This window comes from Muriicola sp. Z0-33 (genome assembly GCF_026126425.1).
Taxonomy (GTDB): domain Bacteria; phylum Bacteroidota; class Bacteroidia; order Flavobacteriales; family Flavobacteriaceae; genus JAFMPW01.
In genome coordinates this window covers 146428-169231 of record NZ_JAFMPW010000003.1, presented here as the reverse complement: position 1 = coordinate 169231, position 22804 = coordinate 146428, and the positions used below count along the sequence as shown (strand labels likewise).

General features: G+C 41.3%; 17 protein-coding genes. 1 reads left to right on the top strand and 16 read right to left on the bottom strand.

Going from position 1 to position 22804, the window contains the following annotated elements:
* The first annotated feature begins 1 nt into the window (after position 1).
* Positions 2–490, top strand: coding sequence for a YybH family protein (locus J1G40_RS06390; RefSeq protein WP_265241778.1), 489 nt, complete (start codon positions 2–4; stop codon positions 488–490).
* Positions 491–906: 416 nt separating this feature from the next.
* On the opposite strand, the gene J1G40_RS06385 is transcribed toward J1G40_RS06390, so the two are convergent.
* From J1G40_RS06385 to J1G40_RS06310, 16 genes are all read right to left on the bottom strand, one after another.
* Positions 907–1470 (bottom strand): DinB family protein, encoded by a 564-nt coding sequence (locus J1G40_RS06385; protein WP_265241777.1) that lies wholly within the window; start codon positions 1468–1470, stop codon positions 907–909.
* 887 nt (positions 1471–2357) lie between these two features.
* On the bottom strand, positions 2358–3440 hold the full coding sequence (locus J1G40_RS06380) for a substrate-binding periplasmic protein (RefSeq protein ID WP_265241776.1): 1083 nt from the start codon (positions 3438–3440) through the stop codon (positions 2358–2360).
* Positions 3437–6382 carry a GAF domain-containing protein gene (locus tag J1G40_RS06375; RefSeq protein ID WP_265241775.1) on the bottom strand — a complete coding sequence of 982 codons (2946 nt, stop codon included), beginning with the start codon at positions 6380–6382 and terminating at the stop codon, positions 3437–3439. The genes J1G40_RS06380 and J1G40_RS06375 overlap by 4 nt, the downstream gene beginning before the upstream one ends.
* Before the next feature lie 352 nt (positions 6383–6734).
* Complete coding sequence (locus tag J1G40_RS06370; RefSeq protein WP_265241774.1) at positions 6735–7166, bottom strand: copper resistance protein NlpE; 432 nt, start codon at positions 7164–7166, stop codon at positions 6735–6737.
* A gap of 540 nt (positions 7167–7706) precedes the next feature.
* Positions 7707–8195, bottom strand: a complete 489-nt coding sequence (locus tag J1G40_RS06365) for a hypothetical protein (protein ID WP_265241773.1) — start codon at positions 8193–8195, stop codon at positions 7707–7709.
* 83 nt (positions 8196–8278) lie between these two features.
* Positions 8279–8839 (bottom strand): nuclear transport factor 2 family protein, encoded by a 561-nt coding sequence (locus J1G40_RS06360; RefSeq protein ID WP_265241772.1) that lies wholly within the window; start codon positions 8837–8839, stop codon positions 8279–8281.
* Positions 8840–8986: 147 nt separating this feature from the next.
* A complete protein-coding gene (locus J1G40_RS06355) occupies positions 8987–11437 on the bottom strand; it encodes a DUF349 domain-containing protein (RefSeq protein WP_265241771.1) in 2451 nt (816 codons plus the stop codon).
* A gap of 160 nt (positions 11438–11597) precedes the next feature.
* Positions 11598–12350 (bottom strand): shikimate dehydrogenase family protein, encoded by a 753-nt coding sequence (locus J1G40_RS06350; RefSeq protein ID WP_265241770.1) that lies wholly within the window; start codon positions 12348–12350, stop codon positions 11598–11600.
* Positions 12322–13341 carry a DUF368 domain-containing protein gene (locus J1G40_RS06345; protein ID WP_265241769.1) on the bottom strand — a complete coding sequence of 340 codons (1020 nt, stop codon included), beginning with the start codon at positions 13339–13341 and terminating at the stop codon, positions 12322–12324. Before J1G40_RS06345 ends, J1G40_RS06350 begins: the two co-directional genes overlap by 29 nt.
* 9 nt (positions 13342–13350) lie before the next feature.
* A complete protein-coding gene (locus J1G40_RS06340) occupies positions 13351–14268 on the bottom strand; it encodes a DUF368 domain-containing protein (RefSeq protein ID WP_265241768.1) in 918 nt (305 codons plus the stop codon).
* Positions 14269–14343: 75 nt separating this feature from the next.
* Positions 14344–15741: a tetratricopeptide repeat protein gene (locus J1G40_RS06335; protein WP_265241767.1), complete on the bottom strand. Its 1398-nt coding sequence runs from the start codon at positions 15739–15741 to the stop codon at positions 14344–14346.
* Between the two features lie 94 nt (positions 15742–15835).
* On the bottom strand, positions 15836–17017 hold the full coding sequence (locus J1G40_RS06330; protein WP_265241766.1) for an aspartate aminotransferase family protein: 1182 nt from the start codon (positions 17015–17017) through the stop codon (positions 15836–15838).
* A 39-nt stretch (positions 17018–17056) separates the two neighbouring features.
* Entirely contained in the window at positions 17057–18763 is a 1707-nt protein-coding gene (locus J1G40_RS06325) for an OstA-like protein (protein ID WP_414855661.1), read from the bottom strand.
* 70 nt (positions 18764–18833) lie between these two features.
* Complete coding sequence (locus J1G40_RS06320; RefSeq protein WP_265241765.1) at positions 18834–20210, bottom strand: c-type cytochrome domain-containing protein; 1377 nt, start codon at positions 20208–20210, stop codon at positions 18834–18836.
* Positions 20211–20237: 27 nt separating this feature from the next.
* A complete protein-coding gene (locus J1G40_RS06315; protein WP_265241764.1) occupies positions 20238–21302 on the bottom strand; it encodes a 6-bladed beta-propeller in 1065 nt (354 codons plus the stop codon).
* Between the two features lie 18 nt (positions 21303–21320).
* Positions 21321–22784, bottom strand: a complete 1464-nt coding sequence (locus J1G40_RS06310) for a DUF1501 domain-containing protein (RefSeq protein ID WP_265241763.1) — start codon at positions 22782–22784, stop codon at positions 21321–21323.
* Positions 22785–22804: the final 20 nt, after the last annotated feature.

Below are 22804 nucleotides of genomic sequence, written 5' to 3'. Positions count from 1 at the left end.
TATGAGAAAAAGTATTAAACTAATTGGCTTTCTGGTATTTACGGCTATAATTTTTACGGCCTGTACGGAACCCGAAAAAAAGGAAGCCTTAGACATGGATCAGGTTAAGGCTGAAATTCAGGCAATGGAAGATGCCTATGCTGCCGGAGAAAAAGCAAAAGATGCTGATGCTGTGGCAGCCTATTACAGTGATGATGCTATAAGTTATAGCAGAAATCAGGAACCTCTTTCCGGCAGGGCGGCCATCAAAGAGAATATTGCAAAAAACATAGCCAATGATACTACTGGAAATTACAATGTATATAAAGTGGTAGACTTGTTTGCGGAAGGTGATGGTGCGGTTGAAGTTGGTTCCTGGACAGAATTTGATGCCGATGGTAATGAACTGGAGCATGGGAATTATATGTCCTACTTCCAGAAACGTGATGGAAAGTATATCTGTGTAAGAGATATGTCTACTACCACAAAGGCTGCTAAGGCCGGAATGTAAACGGACGCGGTAGTTTAGTAAACAATTTTGAATAATACTATGGGCTAAAAAGCATTTTTATGTTGATTAGCCCTTTTTCTATTTTTCTTTTTTTTCATTGCCAAAAAAAAGAAATCGACGAAGGAGATTCATGAGTTCCTTTTAAAAACAATTAATATCAATGAACTAAAGAAAAAAAGTCTAGGCTGATTTTTATTTTCTTGAAATCTATAGGAATTTTACTCCCCGCCGCCCAGGCCGCTTTTGCTGCGCAAAATGCTCTATGGACGACTTCCTTTACCCAAAGTAAAATTCCCTGTATTTACTACAAAAATAAAAATAGGCCGAGAGGGAGTGCAGTAATCATTAATCAATTACCAATAATCATATTGTTTATTGTTAAATATTAATTGCTAATTGAAAGTTGTTTTTCACAACTATTTCGGAAGTCGTTTCTTCACAATAGCTACCTGCCCCATATGGGCAGCCTGGTGTTCCAGAATGTGAAACCAGGCCCAATGGTTGTTCAGACCTTCATCTATATTTGCAGCGAACCAGGCATCGTCCTTCTTTTTGAGACCTTCGAGGGTTTTCGCCCTAAGTTCATCCCAAAGATCCAGATAATAGGTTATGGGCTTGCCTTTGATTTGCGCTCTGGATTCGGCCCCTAAACCACCTGCTACTCCCCAAAATGCTGCCTCTTCTTCTGTCCATTGCCGATCTTCCAGAGTTTCTACCATAGTATAAGATTCCGTAGCCATAATATGCATCAGAATGGCCCCTATACTATTGGCATTTTCATCAAAGAGGAAATCTGTCTGGGCCAGGTCCAGCTCCTTTACATCCTGATGAAGTCTCTCCTTTAAATCCTGCAACATATCTACCATGATTCCAATTTGAGGGGTATATCCTTCCGCTGGCTTAATTTCATATTGCCCATTGGCGATAGCAAAGGAACAAGAAAAAATGAGGGTTATAACGATTTTGGATATAGATTTCATAGGATATTTTTAGGAATATTCTTTTAATTGCGATCAAGATACAGTATTCAATATCAACCGCGCTGTTAAAACAATCCTAAACTTTCCGAGACATATAATCCTATTTCTCAGTACTCTCTGGCTTTTGGGCTGCTACCTGAACCAAGTAAAAAGTGCAAATAATCGGTTTATTTTTATTTCTTTTCTTTTTTCCATTGATGAAAAAAGAAACAAAAAAATCTAGGCTGATTTTCGGTTTACTTGAAATACTACCAAAAGCCTGCGGCCGCACTGCCCAGACCGCTATTGTTTCACAAAATGCTCTTTGGTTAGTTTCCTTCTGCCGCGGCAGCCTTTTGTTGATTTACTACAAAACCAAAAATATGCCAGTTGGCAAAGATCTTAATTACTGGAGATCCTTTTTCCGTAGTGTAGTGAGGATGGGCGTTAAGAATTATTGAAGCCTTGGAGATAATTTAGCCCATGGGAGCGGTTTTTGAATCTTTAGATTTAAAAAACACATAGCGAAAAAGTGTACTTTCTTTGCTTCGTTTCTTTATACAAGTAAAGAAATGAAGAAGAAGAGCCATCGCTACGCCTGGACCCTTAAGTGAAACGTACCCCGTACGTTCCCCTTTGCGGTCCTGCTTCGTTTCTTTATACAAGTAAAGAAATGCGAAGCATTCATGAATACCTTATTAGAAAATAGAGATCACATGAATAAAATGAAGGGTGAAAGCCATCACTTCTGCTGGCTCTACAAGGTAAATAATCAAAAACTTCTTTCTTTTTTTGGCAATGAAAAAAAAGAAAATATTCTTTCAGGCGTCTGGATTTAACTATAAACTATACAGGGTACTGATTTCTGAAAAATCCACATAAAAACCAATCTTTGATCCTTCAGAGAATCATTTTCCTTTAACATCATATTTCCTTTGCAATTCTTGCCACTGTTCTTTTTGGATCTCCTTCATCAATCCCACATTGATCACATCAAAGTTGGGGTGGTGCTTGGGCAGCATAAAACTCTGATAGTTTTCCTTTAAAGTAAAGGGCAGGAGTTTTACTTTTTCGTCCAATGAGAGCCGGTTGATGTAATACTGCAAGATGGTATGATCGTATAGCAACACATCATTGTCTTTTTTGGCAAGTGCCCTTAGCGCCAGAATTGGAGAAGCATAGGTGCTGCTGACAGGGATATCTTCTTGCTCTAAATAGGTTTCGCCACTGGTGGCACCTACCGCTGAAACTTTTTTTGCCAGCCTGATATCCTCCGCGCTTTTTATATCGGTTTGAAGGCCCGTGATTGTTAGGGTAGAAGCAATGCCTGCTGTAAAGCTCGAAATAATAATCACAGCAGTAAACATCCAAATAACGGCAATAGTTTTTCCCAGATTGGACTTGGGCGCCTTGTCGCCATAGCCCACGGTAGTCATGGTAACCGCAGACCACCACAGCCCGTCAAAAAGGCCCCAAAGACCCGGGCGGAACTGAAATTTATTGTGCTTGCGTTCTACCAGCCAAAGAAAAAAACCAAAGACAAAGATGACCAAGATGAGCAAGAGTATGATCTTAAAAAAAGCCAGGGAGAAAATATTACTGATAAACACCGCCAGGGGAGACCGATTTAATAACGGAATGGCCACCCCAATACTGGAGATAAAATAGGGCTGGGTCATATCAAATTTGGCAATCCGGGCTGCATTTACATCCATCGGGTTTATGGTCAGATCAATATCCCGATATTCCAGCTTTTTTAAAATACCGATGAAATCCGAATTTAGCTCATACTTAAAAGGCAACTGCTCTGCCTTAGCTATGCTCTCCCAAAGCTCAATGCTAAGTCCTTCAAAGCCGTTATCCTGGGTCTTAATTACAAAGGGCGGATCATGGTAGATGCCAACCGTAAGCGTATCTTGTTCAGTAGCAGCCTGAAGGTGTTGCCCCCCTAACACTAACAAAATCAATATATACCGCCAATGCTTCATCATCTTTTTTTTGTTATTTCTTCATGAACCGAGAAGGAGATAAACTGGGCCAATATCCTAAACATCACTAAATCATTATTGTCAAAATCGTTTTTCTCAAGACTATAGGCACACAAAACTACCGGCTGATCATTCTCTAAAGTAAAGGGAACAAACAATAAGGAATTAAAATGATAGGCTTCCTTTTCCTGTATGTACATGCTGTGCTCCTTATGGAAATCGTTGATAAAGACCTCCTTATTATTTGCCATGGCCCAGCAGGTTAAACTGGTTTTGGCGTTAAAGGGTTTGCCCCTAAGTGTAAATCCGCCTTTTTCCTGGTTAGAATATCCTTTGTGAACAATATTATTTTTTTCCTTAAAAGCAATTTCAAAAGCGTCGATATCATCGGCTTGGTTCACCGCTATCCCCATGGCGTTGATGACATCGTCCCAGGAAGCTTTTTTCGGAATTTCTTTAATAAAAAGCTCCAGGGTCTGGATATTAGAATTGGCATTGTCTAATTCTTCTTGCTGCTCTTGAAATTCCTGGATCTTTTGGTTGAGCTGCGCTTCCTTTTTCGCCAACTTTTCATTAGAGTACTTTAAGACCTGCTGCAATTTAGCAAACCGCTGCCGTACATAAAACCGGAAATAATAGCCTATAAAGAGTAGCGCCAGCCCCAGTGCCCCATAAAGGAACCAATTTTGTAAATACCAGGGCAAAAATACGTTTAACTGCAGTGCTAAAGGCTGGCTCCATTGGTAGCCTCCGGGTTGCTTGGCACGCAATTCCAAATAGTAATTTCCCAGCTGAGATTGACTAATGCTTAACGTATTGTTACTGCCGTGGCTTTGCCAGAGCTGTTCTTCTAACATAATCTGCCGGTCTGCTTCAGGGAGTAGTCTGTATTGGTATTCCACACTTTTGGCCGGAAAAGACAAATTGGTGAAATGCAATTGTAGTTCCTCGGTCTTTTGAACTTTCAATGCCTTTTCTGCCCTTTTGGTAATTTCATTTTCGCTGATCATCATCTTCCTGATCCTGGGAGGATTAGAATAGGGCAGGGCAGCCGCAGACATGCGCGAGTATACCAGCCCCTCTGCCGTTCCTGCCCAAAGGCGGCCCTGGGCATCAGTAGCTATACATCTGTAGGCACTTATGACTGCAGGTAGCCCTTCGGTTTCTCCTAATTGTGTAGATGTATTTTGTTGGTGAAATACCAGGCCTTTGGTAGCCGTAGCCACCCAAATATTGTCATTGGCATAGTGGGTGACGCCCCTTACCTCTTCCTGACCTAAAATATCGTTTTGGATCAGGGCAACTTTTTCCCCATCGTAGCGAAGCAGGCCATCGGTTGTCGCCAGCCAAACCACCCCCCTGTCGTCAATGGTTAAATCATGGGCTTCAAAATTCAGCATAGCGGTAAAAGGAAGGGGAGGGCTGAGGTTTACAAAATTATCCTGCTCCGGGTCATAGCGGTACAAATAACTTTCTTCCCCTATGCCCACGGCATATATTTCGCCTCTGGAACTTTCTTTCAACGCCAGTACCCGGCTTGCAAAACCCCTGGTTTCATCGTAGTAGGTAATTTCCCCACCTGCACTAAGTTTTGCAATGCCCAGAATAGGCTTGTTCACCGGTGCCTGGCAAAACCAAAGGTCGCCCTTACTATCCGGGAAAAGATTAAATATGGCCTCGCCCCGCTCATGGAAATCATCATAGCGTTGTATTAGTTTATCATCGGCGTATTTCAAAAGTGCTACCCGCGGGGTAGTGGTGCTTACCCACAGGAAGTTATTTTTGTCATAGGCAACTGCGTTGGCCTGCAGATTATCATAGATGGGCCGGGCGCTGAATTCGCCTTCGCCTGCCGAAATTTCGAACAAATAGTTGATGGGCACCCAGGCTTTTCCTTTGTTTCCCATGGCCATACCGATAGGATTGTTTAAAGGCAGATTTTTAACCGTACCAAAAAAGCGTTGTTGCAGTAGCCACAGACCGGTTTCCGAACAGATCCACAGCTTTTCGTTTTTACTTTTATTGTCATGGGTTACATAGATTTCGCTGATAGCACCAAAATCTAATTCTTCTACTCTATGCGCTTCATTGGCCCCGTATATGGTGCGGGGAGCTTCGTTAAGATCTGCTACAATAAACAACTTACCCTTGCCGGTACCTATGATGTACTGATCTAGCTGATCTGCGTACATGGCCGTAATCTGGTCGTCATCTACCGCAATGGTTTTGATAAGTTGCGGGTTATTGTTTTTAAGGCTATAGATATGAAGCGCCTCGTTACCTACCAGCAAAAAATCTTTATGAATTAACAGGGCCCTCCCATTTTTTATATTACTCTTTTTTTCAAAACTATTGGCTGTTTTATCAAAATAGAACAGACCATCCAGCGGGCTCAGCGCCCATATACCGCCGCTGGCATCTTTTTGCAGGGCAAGTTTTTGCGGCTTGTCTGTTTTGGAAAACGGATAGCTGTTAAATTTCCCGTCTTTCCAGCGTCCAATGCTGTGGTTAGATTGGGTAAGCCAGAGTTCGCCCTCCTGGCCGGTTATAAAATCGTTGGGGTAAAAAGGCAGGCCTTCGGTTTCATTTATGGTGCCTTCTATGACTGGGGTTACCCTGGGATTCGTAACCAACTCATCTATCTGGTAGATCCCTAAATCGTTTACAAACAGCAGCTGATCCTGGCGTTTATGCAGCTGATGAATTATCTGACTCTTGGTTTGTGTGCTATAGTTGTCATAATTAACTCCATCAAAACGATATAGGCCGTTTTGGCTGCCGATCCAGATAAAACCTTCCTCGTCTTCAACAACTGAAGATACCTTGTCAAAAGGGGCGCCAGAGCTGGTATTGTATTGAACGTAGCCGTACTGCTGAGCGGCAATATCTAAGCTGTTGCCACACAGAAAAAGCAGTAGCAGTAGTATGTTTAATTGCTTTAACATTGGTAACTAATATAGGGTATTTCAATTAACAATTAGCAATTAACAATTATCAATAAGCATTGCATACTCTTACTTATTCAGCAGTGCTAATTTTGGTTTTCCTTCTCCAAGAATAGGTTTCAGAAGCTTTGATTGGTACTCGCCCCGCTTTGGCGGGGTGGCAAAGTTCTGAAACCGGTTTTTCACTAATAGTGAAAAAATTCATGTGGAGAAGGTGTCTTTTCTTTTGCTTCGTTTTCTTTGGACAAGCAAAGAAAATGAAGAATTAGAGCCATCGCTGCGGCTTCCCTCACCCAAAGTAAAATCCCCTGGATTTACTACAAAAATAAAAATAGGCCGGATTGGGTTGCGGTTATTTCTTGAATATTTTCATTCTTTCAATCCAGAAGATTTTAGATTCAAAAAACCGAAGTCTTGTTTTGATTATTCTGTCTGTCTTATCTCGGGCAGGTCTTGTAATAAATCGGGCTTTAGAATCACTAAAATCCAAAGTGTGCTTTTCGTCAATATCTTTTTCTTTGTCTGTAAAAAAAGAAACAATTTTACCATCCCGGCTCCAATTTCCTTTTCCGTATTTATTTTCTTCCCAGGAGATCCCCTTACTGTGATTTACATACGAATGAAAACTAAATGTGCCGTCTTCATATAGTGTCAATGAATATTCAATTAGATGTTCTTCTTTGTCCCCGGTGGTATGGAAGTACCCGCCAACCACATTATCCGATTGGGAGAACAAGCTAATACTTAACAGTAAACAGTAAACAGTTAACAGAATTGATTTCATAGTGTAAATTAAGGAATTTCTGCTTTTTCCGTAGTGTAGTGATTATGGGCGTTAAGAATTATTGAAACCTTGGAGATAATTTAGCCCATAAGAACGGTTTTTGAATCTTTAGATTTAAAAAACACATAGTGAAAAAGTGTACTTTCTTTGCTTCGTTTCTTTGTACAAGCAAAGAAATGAAGAGAAAGAGCCATCGCTACAGCTGGCCCCTTACGTGCAACGTGCACTGTACGTTCCCCTTTGCGGTCCTACTTCGTTTCTTTGTACAAGCAAAGAAATGCAAAGCATTCATGAATACCTTATTAGAAAATAGAGATCACATGAATAAAATGAAGGGTAAGAGCCATCACTACGGCTTCATACACCCAAAGTAAAATTCCCTGGATTTACTACAAAAATAAAAATAGGCCGGTATGGGTTGCGGTTATTTCTGAAAAACCTTCGGTTAAAACGAACATAAATCGTTCATAAGCTTTTTCCGTTGGAGGCTAATTATATCCTTTGTTGTGGACAGTTTAAATTATAGAACAAGTGAAGGTATTATTGGCTAACTAATTCCTTGAATTTACGTAGTTGATTAGGATCTTTATTAATTTCAAAAGACCTTGATTTTTTTCCTATGCCAGTTAATCCACCTACGATGGGGCCAACCATTAATCCGAGGGTTCCAAATATTACTGCGTTATCTCCACCTGAGTTTGTACCAAAAGCACCTCCCTCTGCTCCTTGTGCAAAACCATAAATAATACCAATTGAAGCACCGCCGAGTGCTCCCATTCCTATATTATGCCCTAGAGCCCGCTTTGTCTTTATTTTTCCAATTTCTGAAACCTCAATTGAAAAGGTTTTTTTCTGTCGCTTCAATAAAATTGAGTTCTCGCGGATAGTTATGAGATTTCCTTGGTTAAATTTTACGCCCTGTGGATCATATACTCTAATAAAAAGATGCTTTTCCTCGTTCCTATCTTGAGCTGATAGGGAAAAACTAATTAAAAATATAAAGACTAAGAAGATGTGTTTTTTATTCATTTAGCTCGTCCTAAGTTTTTTACCTATTGTGGCTAGCGGCCTAGTATATAAACCGTTTTAATGGCTTATATACATTGTTGGCATTAGTTTTTAATTACTTTTTGATGATCAAAACTAAAAACCCTTTTTAATTTCCAATCATTGTCTTCTAGTATCCAAAGATGAATGAATTTTGCATTAATCTTTAATTCATTTGGTATTTTGTCCTCAACTTTATAAAACTGGTGATTACCTTTTTGAATAGCTCCATAAAGCTCATTTTCCTCATAAAGAGGAAAGACCTCCATTGAATTGGTTACTAATTTTCGATATGTACCCTTACAAATCCAAGATAAGTCTTCAACCATTATGTCAGAGGCTAATTCATTGGTTTCATTCAAAAGAGCACCTCCTTGGTCATGATAAAATTCAAAATCTTTACTTACTAGTTTGCGCCCCGTTACAGTATCACATCTATTATATGCAACATCAAAAAAGAGACTGTCTAATGATTTTATCTTATTGAATAGGTCAGATTTTTTTTCGGATGTATTAATAGATGTTTGTTCAATCAACAATTTATCATCTGTCTTTTTTTTGGATTGGTCGTTATTACATCCAAAAAGAATTATACATATCAAAAATATTTTTATGATCAACTTCATGAGTGATAAGTCACAATTAATGCCAACTTGTTATATCCACACTAAAACACCCCTTATCCCTTTTCCATAAAAAGATAAGCGTACTTTATATACACTAAAATTAGGGCTAATAAAAGACCTCCGCTTCTGGCAAAAGGAGGCCAGTAATTACTCTTCTTCCGAGCTTGTTGAGCTCGCTTCATCCTTATCGGTTTGGGCTGCTTCAGTATTAATATTTGACGAGATCGCTTCGTCCGCTTCGGACTCGCGATGACTGTCTTCGGAAGGGGTGTCTGGGGTATTCTCAGCTTCCTCCGGTTCGGACTCGCGATGACTGTTTTCGCTGGACGCTGAAGATGCTACTGGCTCTTCTACTTCTTCCTCTTCAGCCTCGCGGTGGAGGTTGTGTTCCATAATGTTCAGCTTTTTCAGCTTCTCTTTCCAGGTGGCTAAAGCTTCTTTATGGCGGTTAATATTGTCTATTACATTTTTCACCAAAGGGTTGTCTTCCGAGGCGCTGGAGAAGAACTGCAGGTTGTTTTCTAACTGCCGTATCTCATTCTTGCTTTCATCTATCTTTCTCCTGATAAAGGTACGTTCATCGCTAATGGCCCGCTGGTTATCCCTCTTGGCCAGTTGCTGAATTTTGTTGCCGTATTTCAACAACTCAGATTCCTGGCGGCTAATCCCCAGCTTTCTAAAAATGGCATCTAATATCTTATTAAACTTAACATTGATGTTCTTTTTATTATAAGGCACATGCCCTATAGTCTTCCACTCTTCTATAAAGCCCTTTAAAGTGGCCATGTCTTTTTTCTTGTCACCACTGAGCTCAAACGCCCTGAGTTTATCCAGGCAAGCACTCTTCTTTTCAAAATTCTCATATTCGCCCTTATGGGCCTTGTTTTTGCTGGCATGTAAACGGTCAAAATATTGGTTGCAGGCCGTCTTAAATTCGTTCCAGATTTTGTCCGAATATTTTCTTGGCACATGGCCAATGAGTTTCCAATCGCGTTGAATTTGCTTCATTTTTGGGGTAACACTGTCCCAATCTTCGCTGTCTTTTAAGGAAATAGCCAAATTCAATAACTCCCTTTTTTTGTCCAGGTTTTCCTGCTGCCCTTTTTTCAGGTTTTTATAGTAGGCATTTTTACTCCTATTAAAATTACGTACCGCTTCTTTAAAAGCTGCCCAGCTGGCTTCATTATTTTTTTGAGGTACTTTGCCTGCCTTAAAAAAGCTTTCTCTCAGCGCTTCAATTTCTTTAATCTGTTGCTGTAAGGCCCGGTGGTTGTTGGCAATTTTCCCTGCAATTTCACTAATCTTTGCAATGATCTCATTCTTGGTTTCCAGGTTCTTTTCAAATACCTTATCCAGGTCTTTATAGTAGTCCTGTCTGCGTGCATGCATTGCCTTTGTTGCAGCACTAAAACGCTCCCAGATTTCTTCACGGTGCTCTTTTCCAACAGGTCCTATGTCTTCTTTCCACATTTTATGGAGCGACTGCAATTCTCTGAATGCTTTCCCCAGGTCTTCTTCCTGGACTAAAGCTTCCGCCCGGGCTACGATCTTTTGCTTCTCTTCAAGATTGTGTTTAAAATCCAAATCTCTGAGCTCGCGGTTGAGGTGAAGAAAATCGTAAAAAATTTCTATATGGTGATGGTAAGTACGCCAGACATCATTGTAATTATTTCTGGGAACCGGACCCGCACTACGCCATCTGCGTTGAATATCTTTAAAATTGTTATAGGTAGTATTTATGTCTTCCTCAACATTTACCAAGCCCTTTAGTTCTTCTATGATCTCTAATCTGCTGGCAAGATTATTTTTTAGGTTTTGCTCCAGGTTTTTATAATACTGGTTGCGTTTTTCCCGGTATTCTGCATACACCTCATTAAACTGCCGCTTAGTTACAGAATTGTAGCGGAAATCTATTTCGTTACCGCCTTTACCTATGAATTCTTCCTTTTTATGATCCAGGAACTCCTGAAATTTATGGTCGAACTCGTATTTAATGCCATCTACATGTTTTTTTATCGCCTGCACCTTTTCCGTTCGTACCAGTCGCTGTAATTCGCCCACCAGATTTTCCATACTGAGCGAATGATAGTCGAGCATGGGGATATGATGGCGACGGTGATTGTGCTCATCCTCCGCGTCTTCTGCATTAGATTCTTCTATTTCTTCTATGGCCTCTTCCTCCTCTTTTCCCTTTTCTATAGCAGGTGGAACTATAGCGCTTTCTGCCTCAGGCGTATCCGAATCTTTGGATTTGTCGGTGGTTGTAGGAGTTGCAGTTTGTTTTTTTGTTGCCTTAGTTTCTTTTGGTTCACTAGGCTTGTCGACGGCAGCATCCACTATGGCTTCCTCTGCCTTTTCGGCGGGGATTTCCTCTTTGGGAGGTACTTTGGTGGGTTTTTCAGCTGAAGCAGCTGGTGTATCAACAGCTTCGTTCTTCTTGGCCTTTGTCTTGGTTTCGGCCGTTTTAGGCAGTTCTGTTTCCTGGGCTTCAGGTGCTAGTTCAGCGGTTTTCTCTGAGTCTGTTATAGTATCAGTAGTTTCTAAACGTTCTTCCTCCCCTACATTATTTTGTAGTTTATGATCTTTCTCTTCGAGCATCGTATGCAAGTTTGTCTTTTCATTCCCTTCCTGGAATATCTAATGTAAGATACTAACAACCTAGATAACGTCAAAGTAAAGTGTATTAAACTTCGTTAAATGGTAAACCTCGGGTAGGTGGCTATTTTCGGGGTATTTTCTTTATAAAATGCAAGATATTTTAGGAATTCCAGATCTCCCAGGCTTTTTCTGCCTGCAATTCAAGCATTTTTAGCCCATTGGAAATTGCAGAACCCCTTAGTTCACCCTGTTGTAAAAAGGCTGTTTTTTCCGGATTGTAGATCAAATCAAAAAGTAAATGATCGGGGCCCAGGTGTCGGTAAGGAATGGGTGGTTTCCGCTCAACGTCCGGGAAAGTGCCTAGAGGAGTACAGTTAATAATCAGTGAATGTGCTGCCATATTTTCCTCATCTAATTGCTCATAACTCAGCTGTCCTTCGGCAGGGTTTCTTGAAACAAATTTAAAAGGGATATTAAGTTGTCCCAGTACATAGGCCACCGCTTTAGAAGCGCCGCCTGTACCCAGAATCAGCGCCTGCTTATGCTGCTTTTGTAAGAGGGGTTCTAGTGCGGTTTTAAATCCGTAAGCATCCGTATTATAACCTTTAAGGCCTTTTTCTGTTGGTTTAATGGTGTTTACCGCTCCTATTGCCTCGGCCACAGGGTCTAGTACCGCCAGATAGGGGATTACTGCTTCTTTGTACGGGATGGTGACATTTATGCCAGAGAGGTGCTCTTCTTCCTTTACAATAATTTCAAAATCCTGAATGTCCTGAAAGTCGTAATTGCGATAAGAGTAGTTTTTCAGCCCCATGGTTCTGAACTTTTCGGTAAAATATCCCTTCGAAAAGGAATAAGATATGTTTTTACCTATCAGGCCGTAATTATGCGATTTGCTTTCTTCGTTTTCCATACCAATCTAATCCTAGTAAGATAAGAATTCCTAAAATGATAAATACTACTGCCCACCAGGTTTCTGATAGTGCCACATCTGGCAGGTAGCGTTCGTAATTTCTGATAATTTTGTCGCCATTGGAATCGAGCAAAACTTCCCCCGCTTCGTTGAGCATAAAAATGGTCTTTTTCCAGGGCCAGACCACCCCCAATGAACCTGTAATAAAGCCTATGATTACCGCTGTGGTGATGTGCCTGAAATGTTTCAGAACAAAACCCAGTATATGCGAAAGGGTTACCAGGCCAAAGGCGGAACCTGTAGTAAAGACCGCCAGTATTTTTAGGGTGTTTAAGCGTTTAGAATTGTTTACAAAGCTAAAATCGCCCTGCAATACCTCAGCAAAGGTATCGTATAAGGCATTTACAGAATCTACCAACAGTAAAACATAATTTCCCAATAGTATTAGGATAAACGAGCCCGAGAGGCCGGGGAGGGTCATCCCGGAAACACTGATGATACCGCATAGGAAAATAAATAGCAGATTGTCATTCTCTTTGGCCGGACTCAAAAAACTGATGCCAATACCTACTATAAGCCCCAGGATGCCGGCAATGATGGTTTTTTTATTCCAGTGTTTAAAATCTTTGGCAATGAAGTAGATAGAACCGATGATCATTCCAAAAAATCCTGCCCATACAAAGAGTTCTTTCTTTATCAGGAAATAGTCCAGTATCTTGGAAACACTAAAATAACTAACCAGCATCCCAAAGATGAGCAGCGACAGGAATTGGCCGTTCACGTATTTGTAGAAGCTCTTAAACCTCCCATTAAAAAGAAGTTTAAATGCTTTGAGGTTAATTTTGCGGAGCGAGTAAATGAATTCTTCGTAAAAGCCCACTACAAAGGCTACGATACCTCCAGAGACTCCAGGCACTTTATTGGCAGCGCCCATACAAAGTCCTTTTATTACCAAAAAAATCTTGTCAATTAAGGATCTGGGTTGATGCATTATAAATGGCTACTTTTTCGAGGCTAATCTTTCGAGTATAAAAATAAGTGAAAATCCCAGTAAAGCCAGTAGTAATGCAGAAACAAATTGCGGATCTCCCTCAAATGAAAAAGGAGAGATGCTTTCTTCTCTTACAGGGATGATTTTGTCACCAAATACTTTGGTTTCCAATACTTCTTTCCAGGGCCAAATTTTGTTGAGTGAACCCAGTATAAAACCCGTTAGCAGTGCCAGGGTTAAATTTTTAAAGTGGTTGAACATCCATTTCAGGAGCCGTGCAAAGCTGAGCAATCCAAATATGGCTCCTGCTCCCAGCGTTGCAATTAGTAAGAGGTCTTTTTCATGAACAGCATCCAGGGCTGTTTTATAAGACCCTAAGAGTACCAGTATAAAAGCACCGGAAATTCCCGGTAAAATCATTGCGCAAACAGCAAGCGCTCCCGACAAAAACAAAAAAGGCAGACTGGCCGTATTTTCGATAGGGGGTAAGGTTGTAATATAATAGGCCAGTACAGCACCAAATAATAAGATCAGCAGAGTGGCCAGGCTCCATCGCTCAATAGCTTTCCCCACAAAATAAATACTCGCTACTACCAAACCAAAGAAAAAAGACCAGAGCAAAATAGGTTGGTTGGCCAAAAGCCAACTGATGAATTTTGCAAGGGAGACTACGCTAATGGCAATACCGCTAAAAAGAGCCAGGAGAAAATTGCCATTCAGACTGCGCCACATGGCCTTAAAACCCTCTTTGCGCCAAACCTTTATAAGACCAAGATTTATATTGTTGATTGCGGTGATCAGTTCTTCGTAAATACCAGAGATAAAAGCTATTGTACCCCCGGAAACTCCCGGGACAACATCTGCAGCTCCCATGGCCATTCCTTTCAGGGCAATTACTAAGTAGTGTATTGGTTTGCGGTCTGCCATAAAAAATAAAAAGACAAAAGTAGTTTATTAAACCTACCCATTTTCAGAATTCCGTCGAATTAACAAGATAAACCGCTATGCAGAATTCTTATAATGGGCGATAATGTTCTGGGCCCAGTCCGAGTTGTATTCCTTGGGGTATTCTAACTTAAAAAAGGAGAGTTTTTTAATGTTGCTTTTCAGGGCTTTGACCAGTCGGGCCTCGGCCTGTTCAGGGTCATTTCCCAGGAGATAGAGTCCGGCCATTTTATAATCTATCTGTGCTTCTTCCGGGTAAAATTCCTGACCCTGGAGCAGAATTTCTATAGCGGAAGGCAGGTCTTCATTTTGGATAAGTACCTCTGCCCAGTTGATCCAGGTGTCTAATTCATAGTTCCCCAGTTCTACAGTTTGTTTAAATGAGAAATCTGCTTCGTCAAAATTCTTTAGGGCCACATGTATTCCCGCACATTTTTTCCAATAAAGGGCATTTTCCCCATCTATATTGATAGCTTTATTGATATAGTAAAGCGCCCTTTCAAAATTGTTCTTTCTGCTGTAAAAATCAGTAATGGCCAACCATCCTTTGTCTAGCAATGGATCTTCGTGCACTGTTTGATAGTAATAATACTTTGCCAGGTCATCATTGTTTAATTTTTCATGGCATTTGCCCATTCTCAGAAAGGCGTGTGAAGTAGGGTCTTCTATTTTTACAGTAGTTTCATAATTTTCAATAGCCTCGTTGTATTTACCCATTTTCTCCAATACCTTACCTTTTTCGAAATATGCACCGATGAAGGTATCATCCGAGATAATGGCAAAGTCGAAGGCAGCAAGGGCTTCCTCGAACATCTGTTCGGTAAAGTACTGTTTACCCAACTGGTGCCATGCTACCTGGCAATAGGGGTTATTCTCGAGATAATCGTTTAGATAATGGATAGCTCCAACGTAATCTTCTAAAAATTCGAAGCAATATACCACATTGTACAATGAAGAATAATCTTGTTGATCAACAGCTACACATTGCATGAAGCTCTCTTTTGCCATTTGAAAATCATCCATAAAAAGGTACTCCATTCCCAATAGCGAATAAATATCTATGTTTCCCTGTGAGAGTTCAATGGCCCTTTTCAGAAGAATTATTGCCGCTTCATGGTTGTCTTTTTTGGAATAGATATTGGCGCGCTGCACATAGATCTCTTCATTATTTCTATCTACTATTTGCAATGCATCAAGAATACTTTCCGCAACTTCAAGGTTATTTTCGAATACCAATACCTCTACCTGAAGCAATTTCAGTTCAGTAGCATCAGGGTGTTGTTGCAACCCAATTTTTATTGCTTTCTTGCCCAGGGAGATCTTACCGTTGTTGAGATAATGGTGAATTATATCTTCAAAGTCCTCAGCATCAAAAAAGTAGACGTCGTCTGTTTTGAGCATAGATTCGAACTTCGCGATGGGTTGGCTTGGTCTTTCGTTAGATTCTAACGCCATAGGTATTTGGTTAAACTATGGAATTAAAAATAGCCTTTTGACGCTACCTTTAATTCGTGAAATGGGCTTTATTATTAACAAAATAGTTAACAGCTTATTGCTCAATTTCCGTTAAAACTTCTAGAATTATGTCGCACCCTTTATCGATTTCCCTTTTAGATATGGTCAATGGCGGAGATATGCGAACTGCTCTTGGTTCAAAGAGCAACCAGAAAAGCAATACCCCTTTTTGGGCGCAGCGGTGTATAAGCTGATTGGCAATTTCTTCTGTTGCCATTAGTAGCGCCAACATTAGTCCTTTGCCCCTGATTTCTTTAATTAATGGATGTTTAAGACGGTCGCGGAATTGTTTTTCCTTAACAATGGTATCTGCAATCAACGAGTCGGAGGTTATTTCTTTTAGCGTTGCCATACAGGCCGCTGCAATTACTGCATTACCCCCAAAAGTGGTAATATGGCCCATTTTTGGATGCTCCATTAAATGCCCCATCAGTGCTTTTGAGGCTGTAAAGGCTCCAACTGGAAGACCGGCTGCCATTCCTTTGCCCATGACCAGAATATCTGGGATGCAATTATAGTGTTCAAAAGCAAAGAGTGCCCCTGTACGTCCAAATCCGGGTTGAATCTCATCCAATATAAAAAGGGCACCTACTTCCCGGCATTTGTCGGCTACCTTTTGCAAATAATTATCATTAGGAAGCAGAAACCCGGCACCTCCCTGGATGGTTTCCAGGACGACGGCTGCAGTTTCAGCTGTAATTTTGTCAAGGTCCTCCTCTTTATTGAACTCGATAAATGAAATATCCGGTATCAACGGACGGAAAGGAGCTTTTCTTTCTTCCAGTCCCATAAGGCTCAGGCTTCCCATTGTATTGCCGTGATAGGCCTTTTTAGCAGCTATGATCTGTGACCTTCCGGTTGCTTTTCTTGCGAGTTTTAAAGCACCTTCCATGGCCTCAGTTCCGGAATTTACCAGATAGGTGGTTTCCAATGGATCCGGGAGTAGGGATGCCAGGAGTTTGGTATATGCTACAGCAGGCTGCTGTATAAATTCTCCATACACCATTACATGCATATATTGTGAAGCCTGGGTAGTAATGGCTTCTACCACCTTGGGGTGGCAATGACCAAGACTGCATGCCGATACCCCCGCAACAAGGTCCAGGTATTTCTTCCCCTCCGTATCATAGATATAACTTCCAGCTGCATGTGATACCTGCAGGGCTAGTGGGTAAGGTGAAGTTTGTGCCTGATATCTGAAATAGTCCTCTTTCACTTATGGATAACTTGATATATTTAATTCTACTTAGGTGGCTCAGGCCTTTTTATTGGAAGGTGGTTGCTGCTTGGGAGTCTCCCCCGGTATATTGGCCTTATTGTTAGACGGTGGTATTTGGTTTACAGGATCCCCTTCGTTCTGGCTTCGCTGTTCTTGTTCGGCATCGGTATCAATAGGGTTATTTACTCCTCTGATTACTGGCAAGATATAATTATTGTCATCTTCATCAAAAATATCGTCTTTGGTGAGTATACGCTCATCCCCCCTCCAGATAAATCCTTTGAGCTTGCGGCTATTAAGTGGCAGGTCTTTATCCGGGAAAATATCCCCGTCCGGGTTGGTGATAAACTTAATTTCTTCAATATCGTTATTGGCCATTGTCATTCTTATGGCACTGCATATGGTTTTATTTATCCCTACAAGTTCCTGATCGTCGTTATACATATAGTAAATGACTTCAGTATTTTTAACCAGATCTACAATTTTTAATTCATTTTCTATGAACTTACCAAACATATCTTTCCCTTTTGCTTGGTTATAACCTGTTTTACTGATACTATCCAGGGAGATAATAAATGCATTGTTGATCACCTTCATGGAATCTAGTTTTTCAGTTTCCATGTCAAACTTGAAGTGTATGCTGTCTCCTGTCATCTGATTTTCAACGTTCCACATTACAGGATTTTTTATCAGTTGGGTAATCCCTGTTCGTTGTTCAAAATGAATAGAATCACATTTACCGCTCAGATCCGTTTTATAGAATTTAGAATTTCTAAAAGCCCTTATTATCCGGTCTTCTGGTTTCCCGGTAATCATAAGAGTATCTCCGTGCATATACAAAGTGTCTTGTTCTACCAGGCTTTTTGAAACTGCCCTATAGGTGGCAAAAACAGAATCTTTTGCTTTAAAGACTTCTGCATAATGAGCTTCTATAACGCCGTTATTAATAGTGTCTGTTACTTTAATATTGTTGGTGGCTGAGGCAAACTCCGAGGCCTTGTCAAAATACACACTATCTCCTTCTATAATTCTGTTATTGTAGTTTATTTTGGTGTTCTTAATACCATAGCCGCTTTCAATTTTAGTATCGTAAAACCCTCTTTCACAATAAATTTTATAAGCCTCCCCAGTGATGGTTGAAGGGCCATACATATAGGCATTTTTGGTGTTGGTGTAATAATCAAGTCGTTCAGATTCCAGCGTATATTCGGGGTTGCGGATAAACACACTATCCAAAAACTGGTACTTTTTTATCTCCATAAAATACTTACCTATCTCGCTGGTTAGGGTATTAGCAGAGTCTACAACGGTACCTGAAGTATTGTAATAGGCTTCCTGAACTGCCCTGTCAAAGTAAAGAGTATCGGTCCTTAGGGTCATATCAGAATTTCTAAGTACAACATCTTCCTTTGCCTTTGCCAATTTTAGATTTCCGTCATAATCTATGCGTTTGCTGGTCATGTTTACAGAATCTCCTTGCTGCAATCTAATGTTACCAGCGGCAATCAGCCTATTCTCTTTTTGGTAGAAAATGGCCAGATCGCACCACAGATCGGCACCCTGATGCTCAAATTGTACCTGCCGGTTGTCTTTACTAAAAATAGATGCCCCGGGATATTTGGCTTCATCTTTTGTGAAATTTGCACCATAGACAATATTTATCTGTCTTTTTTCTACTTCGGTCTGTCCAAAAACAAGCGTAGAAAAGCAAATTAGGAAGAGAGCTATCAATAACTTTTTCAAGCGTTCAAATTTTGTTCAAAAATAGGACTTTTTAGAGCATACCAGTACCCTTTGGGAGCGTTTTAAGAATTTACAGGCCGCTTATACCACCTATAACTTCCAATTCTGTGTTGGATTCGGCCAAGGAACTGGCCCCTTCTGATGACACTTTTGTACCCCACAGATATACCCTTTTTAGCTCAGGAATGTCTTTGAGCAGATCAATGGCGGTATCGGTAATGTTTGTGCCGTAAAGATTCAGGGATTCCAGATGCCCTAATTGGGTCAGATGGGTAATACCCTGGTCCGTAATGTTGGTTTTCTCTAGCTGTAAGCGGGTTAGGTTTGAAAACTCTCCTACAACAGCCAACCAATCATTTTCAATGTTGGTATTGGCCAGTGAGAGCCAGGTGATATGCTCTTTGAGTATTGATAATTGTTGCAGTTGGGCAAGGGTGATGTTTTTACCGGAGTACTTGATGTCTAGCAACGAATTTTCCTGTCCCAGGGTTTTCACCCTGAAGCCGGCCTTTTCAAGGGTTTCAATTTGCAGGCTGTCGGCAGGGGGTAAATTCACTGATTCGTACCATGCTTTGGGTTGGGTATCTAAACCGTATAAACGCAGTATCACTTGTTGCATGGGAACAGGAATATCGTGCTCGTTCAGCGATTTTTCAATATCAGCGCCGTTATTTATCCACCATTCCAATATTTTTATCTCATCATAGGTAAGGGGCTCCCCTTTTGGGGGCATGTACTTCTCGTTTTTTTGTGAGAGTGTCACCCTCCGGAAAAGTTCGCTTTCTACCGTATTGCCGGCCAGAACAACAGGCCCGTTTTCACCCCCTTCGGCAAAAAGGGTTTTCTGTTGCATATTTAGGCCACCCCGTTGTTCATTGTCGTTATGACAACTGAGGCATTTGGCTTCCAGGATGGCATAGACCATATGATCATACACCAGTACAGAATCTTTACTTTCCAGTTGAGGAAGTGTACTTTTATCTTCGGGTCCCCCAAAGAGTTTTTGTATGGGTTTAGGTGCGTATGCAAGGAGATAATCGGCCCCATGGGTAAGGTTCCCGCCCAGGTGACCTTCTATTAGTAATAGAGAGACCACTAAAAGGGTAATAGCGTTGTTAGCGAGTTTAGAAATTTTACTGGAATCTCTTTTTAACCACCATCCTGCTATGGCCACAATAGCCAGGCCTATTCCCAGCCATCGGTGCCAGAAGATATCGGCTTCCGGGTAGTTGCCACTGGCTGCCAGTAGCCAACCACAGATGGCTGCGGCAATAGCACTTAGTGCTCCCAATAGCCAGCCAACTCTTATAAACGAATTGTTCTTTTTCTTTGCTTTAGACCCCTGGTACCATTCTATCAAAATGGCAAGGAGCAGAAAGCCAATGGGGAGATGTACAATCAGCGGGTGAAACCTGCCAATAAAAGTAGTTATATCCAATACGATCATACTAAAAATTCCTTATTAATCAGGCAATTACACCCTGTTTAGTTTAATGGGATATGTTTTGCCCGAGGCCCATTGCGGTACGTATAAATTACTGTCATTATCTACCAGCACATCATGGGGGTTGCGAAAGGTATGCCCATCGTATTTGGGCTTCAAAAGTTCCCCGGCCGAATAAATAGGTGCACGGCCACCAGGAAAGGACACTATCTTATTATCCTTGTCCAGGATCGCCAGCATACCATCATAACTTTCCCATGTTTTGGTCACAATTACCGCGAAATAAATATTGTCACCATGGATAACAGGTCTGCAAATAGAACAACCAGGCAAGGGAATTGTTTCCAGGTGTTCCCCTTCAAAAGTAAAGCGTTTAAATTCATTGGCAGCCCGTGAAGTAATTAATAAACTTGGGTTATCGGCATCTCTGTAATCTACTGTTATCCCATGACAACAGTCAAATTCTGTCGCACCCTCACCTTTACCACCAAAATGTCTGATGTACTCGCCTTTTGAGGTGTATTGGATAATGTAATTTTGTCCGTAACCATCGGCAATATAGATATCTCCATTAGGGCCAATGGCCGTTTCTGTAGGATTAAACTGCTCGTCTTTAGTATAGCCGGCAACTTCTCTCGGGCGGTTGAAGGTCATTAAAATTTTTCCATCCAGGGTAGTCTTAAATACTTTATGTGTATTGGGATCGGTAATAAATAAGAATTGTTCCTTTCCTTCGCCGGTAATGGTAAGCCCGTGAGCACCGGGAAAATCTTTTCCCCATGAATCCAGTACTTTTCCCGAGCGGTCATAAATAATGATATTATTATTGTTTTCTCCGGTAGTGGTCATAAATATTCGGCCACTACTATCCAATACCATTTCATGACAGTCATTAATTGGTACCCGGCTGGGATCCTGAACACCCCACTTGCTATCTACCTCATAGCGGAAATCGCCATGGCCAACTATACCGTGCAGCGCATCTGAAAAATTGTCGTCCATTCCAAAATTCATTTGTGGTAAAATAACACCGCCTATGGTCGCTGCTGTAGATTTTTTTATAAAACTTCTTCGCTTATTTTCTAAATTTCCCATTATAGTAATTTTTAATTTTTAGGCCAGGATTTCCTTTACTACCTCACCGTGTACATCCGTTAATCTATACCTCCTACCCTGAAACTTGAAGGTAAGACGTTCATGGTCTACACCTAACAGATGCATAAGGGTTGCCTGGAAATCATGCACATGTACCGGGCGCTGTACCACGTTATAGCCAAAATCGTCCGTAGCACCAAGTGTCATTCCTTTTTTGATGCCAGCTCCCGCCATAAACAAGGTAAAACACTTTGGGTGATGATCTCTTCCAAAGTTGGTTGGTGTTAACTGGCCCTGGGAATAATTGGTCCTTCCAAATTCTCCTCCCCAGATAACCAGGGTATCTTCTAACATACCCCTTTGTTTCAGATCCGTGATAAGGGCCGCGGAAGCCTGATCTGTTTCCTTACATTGTACTTTTATGGCATTAGGTAGGTTTCCGTGTTGGTCCCATCCCTGATGGTAAAGCTGAATAAACTTTACATCCCGTTCTGCCAATCTTCGCGCCAGAATACAGTTGGCGGCAAAGGTTCCCGGTTTTCTGCTGTCTTCTCCATAAAGGTCGTAGATATGATCTGGTTCATCCGAAGTGTCCATAATTTCAGGGACAGAGGTTTGCATTCTAAATGCCATTTCGTATTGGGCCATACGTGCCAGGATTTCCGGGTCGCCCACGTCTTCATGGTTTATTTTTTCCAGTTTCTGAAGCTGATCCAATTGTTCTCTTCTGCTTTTCTCATCAACTCCTGGGGGATTAGTCAGGTACAATACCGGGTCTTTGCCTGCTCTGAATTGTACTCCCTGGTGCTGAGAAGGTAAAAATCCATTACCCCAGGCCCTGGAGTACAGGGGTTGCCCGTACTTATCTTTGGTGACCAGTACCACAAATTCTGGCAAGTTTTTGTTATCTGTTCCCAGGCCATAACTCACCCAGGATCCAATGGAAGGTCTGCCGGGGAGTTGCGAACCGGTTTGAAAAAAGGTCACTGCCGGGTCATGATTAATGGCTTCAGTATACATAGATTTTATAAAGCACAGATCATCAACTATTTTGGAGGTATGAGGCATCAGATCGCTCATCCAGGCACCGCTTTCACCATGTTGTTTAAAATCGAAGATAGTGCCCGCAATCGGTAGTGATGCCTGGCCAGCAGACATGCCGGTAAGCCTTTGTCCCTGTTGCACACTTTCTGGCAGGTCTTGCCCGTTCATCTTCTGTAACAATGGTTTATAATCAAAGAGGTCTAACTGGGAGGGTGCCCCGCTCTGGAACAAATAGATGACCCTCTTTACTTTTGGAGGGAAATGTGGTTTTCCCAAGCTTCCACCACTTCCGTTCGGGGTAATCAGGCCAGAATGGTCTTTGGCAAACAGCCCCATAGGATCTAGCATGGAGGCCATGGAAAGAGCGCCCATCCCCAGACTGGTTTTCGTTAGAAAGTCGCGCCGGCTATAGTTTGTATTATGCTTATGAGTACACATGGTCAATTATCAATTATCAA